The sequence below is a fragment of the Phenylobacterium sp. genome, from assembly GCF_031425575.1.
Classification (GTDB): Bacteria; Pseudomonadota; Alphaproteobacteria; order Caulobacterales; family Caulobacteraceae; genus Phenylobacterium.
The window spans coordinates 1-2934 of sequence record NZ_JANPJP010000064.1; the positions used below are offsets into that span (position 1 = coordinate 1).

Below are 2934 nucleotides of genomic sequence, written 5' to 3' on the forward strand. Positions count from 1 at the left end.
CTGTTGCGGCGGTCGTACATGGTCAGCACCACCCCCTGGATCTCCAGGTTGGGGTTCAGGCTGCCCCGCACCAGCTCGATGGTGCGCACCAGCTGGCTGAGGCCCTCCAGGGCGAAGAACTCGCACTGCAGGGGGACCAGCACGGCGTCGGCGGCCGCCATGGCGTTGACGGTCAGCAGGTTCAGGGACGGCGGGCAGTCGATCAGCACATAGGTGTAAGAACCCGCCTGGCGGATCGGGTCGATGGCGTCGCGCAGCTTGAAGGAGCGCCGCGCCTGCTGGCCCAGCTCCAGCTCGACGCCGGAGAGGTCGGCGTGGGCCGGGACGATGTCCATGCCCGGCAGGTCAGTCCGGACGATGGCGTCGGCGAGCGCTGCGTCGCCCATCAGCACGTCATAGAGGGTGATCTTGCGCTTGGAGTGGGGGACCCCCAGACCGGTGGAGGCGTTGCCCTGGGGATCGGAATCGATCAGCAGGACGCGTTCGCCGACGGCGGCGAGCGCCGTGCCCAGGTTGATGGCCGTCGTGGTCTTTCCCACGCCGCCCTTCTGGTTGGCGACCACCAGGACGCGGAGCGCCCGATGCGGTGTCTGATCAGCGTCCACGGCCCAACTTCCTTACGCGTACGATGCGCCCGCGCGCATCACTGAAGCTGGGCAGGATGTCCGCCTCAAAACTCCAAGACTTGGTCGCCTCTTCCATCTCGACCGCAACATCCTGGCCCTTGAGGAACAGGGCGGTCGCGCCGCGCTTCAGGTAGGGCTGGGCATACCCAAGCAACCGGGTCATCGGCGCGCAAGCCCGGGCGGTGACGATATCCACAGTCAGGGACAAGTCCTCCGCACGTGAATTGTGAATCGTCGCCGGAAGCCCCAGGCCGTTCACCACCTCGGTCAGGAAGCGGCAGCGCTTGGCCATACTTTCCACGAGATGCATGTGGAAGCCGGGGCGGTTTTTCTGAAGGATCGCAAGCACGATACCCGGCAATCCTGCGCCCGCGCCGAGGTCGGCCCAGGTCAGGGCCTCGGGCTCCAGGGGCAGGATCTGGGCGCTATCCCAGGCGTGCCGCGACCAGAAGATCTCGAGGGTCGAGGGCCCCACCAGGTTCATCTTCTGGTTCCAGTCCTCCAGGTATGACCGGTATTGCTGGAGGTCGGCGATGACGCTTTCGTCGGCGCCGGTGGCCATGGCGAAGTCGGCGGCGGTCTCCACTTCGATGGGAAGGGTGTCGGTCCTGTCCATCAGGCGGCCCGCCGGCGGACATGGGCCAGGAGGGCGGTGAGGGCGCCCGGCGTCACCCCTTCGATCCGCGCAGCCTGGCCGAGCGTCAGGGGACGGATGGCGGTCAGCTTGCCGCGCACCTCGTTGGAAAGGCCGCCGACCACCGAATAGTCCAGCTCGACCGGCAGGCGCAGGTTCTCGTCGCGGCGGAAGGCGGCCACATCGGCCTCCTGTCGCCCCAGATAGCCCGAATAGGCGGCGTCGATCTCCACCTGCTCGCGGACCTGGGGATCCCACTCGGCGATCTCGGGCCAGATGGTCGCCAGGTCCTCGAAGGAGATGGTGGGGTAGGCCAGAAGCTGGGTCAGGTCGCGGCGTTGGCCGTCGGCCTTGACCGGCAGGCCGGCCTTGGCGGCCTTGTCCGGGGTCAGGGTCAGGGCGGCGGCGCGGGCACGGGCGGCGGCCAGGGCCTGCGCCTTTGAATTATAGGCGGTTTCACGTGAAACACCGACGCAGCCCAGGGCCAGGCCCTTGGCGGTCAGGCGCTGGTCGGCGTTGTCCGAGCGCAGGGTCAGGCGGAACTCCGCCCGGCTGGTGAACATGCGATAGGGCTCGGTGACCCCCCGGGTCACCAGGTCGTCGATCATCACCCCGATATAGGCCTCGTCGCGGCCGAAAATCGCGGGCTCGGCGCCCGAGGCGGCGCGGGCGGCGTTCAGCCCGGCCACCAGGCCTTGGGCCGCGGCTTCTTCATAGCCGGTGGTGCCGTTGATCTGGCCGGCGAGATAGAGGCCCGGCAGGCGCTTCACCTCCAGGGTGGCCGACAGCTCGCGCGGATCGACATAGTCGTACTCGATCGCATAGCCGTGGCGGCGGACCTGGACGTTCTCCAGGCCCACGATCGTGCGCAGGAACAGGTCCTGGGTCTCCGCCGAGACCGAGGTGGAGACGCCATTGGGATAGACGGTGTCGTCGTCCAGGCCTTCCGGCTCCAGGAAGATCTGGTGCGCCGTCTTGTCGGCGAAGCGCACCACCTTGTCTTCGATGGAGGGGCAGTAGCGCGGGCCGCGCCCGTTGATCCGCCCGCCATACACCGCCGACTCGCTCAGGCGCTCGGCGATGATCCTGTGGGTCTGCGCATTGGTGTAGGTGACGCCGCAGGCGATCTGCGGCGTGGTGATCTTGTCGGTCAGGAAGGAGAAGGGGGAGGGGACATCGTCCGCCGCCTGCATCTCCAGCTTGTCCCAGGCGATCGTGGAGGCCACCAGGCGGGCCGGCGTGCCGGTCTTGAGACGGCCCATGTCCAGGCCCAGGGCGTAGAGGCGGTCCGAGAGCCCGATAGCTGGCGCCTCGCCGACGCGTCCGGCGGGGATGCGCTGTTCGCCTTGGTGGATCACCCCCTTCAGGAAGGTGCCTGTGGTCAGCACCACCCGTCCAGCGGGATAGATTTCACCGCTTGCGCCCACCACGCCCGTCACCTTGCCGTCCACCACCAGCAGGTCCTCGACCGCTTCGGCCTTGATGGTGAGGTTTGGGGTGGCGGCCAGTTCGGCCTGCATGGCCTGGCGATAAAGCTTGCGGTCGATCTGGGCCCGGGGGCCGCGCACGGCGGCGCCCTTGGAGCGGTTCAGCAGCCGAAACTGGATGCCGGCCACGTCGGCCAGGCGGCCCATGACCCCGTCGAGGGCGTCGATCTCGCGCACAAGATGCCCC

The 2934-nt window shown here is 68.2% G+C and carries 3 protein-coding genes; all 3 read right to left on the reverse strand.

The window, feature by feature from the left end:
• Positions 1-605, reverse strand: a 605-nt coding sequence (locus RMO97_RS03790) for an AAA family ATPase (RefSeq protein WP_310539211.1), incomplete at its 3' end; no start/stop codon positions are given.
• Positions 595-1242, reverse strand: a complete 648-nt coding sequence (gene rsmG, locus RMO97_RS03795) for a 16S rRNA (guanine(527)-N(7))-methyltransferase RsmG (RefSeq protein ID WP_409035283.1) — start codon at positions 1240-1242, stop codon at positions 595-597. The genes RMO97_RS03790 and rsmG, both read right to left, overlap by 11 nt.
• The coding region (gene mnmG, locus RMO97_RS03800) for a tRNA uridine-5-carboxymethylaminomethyl(34) synthesis enzyme MnmG (protein WP_310539212.1) at positions 1242-2934 on the reverse strand (1693 nt) is incomplete at its 5' end. The genes mnmG and rsmG, both read right to left, overlap by 1 nt.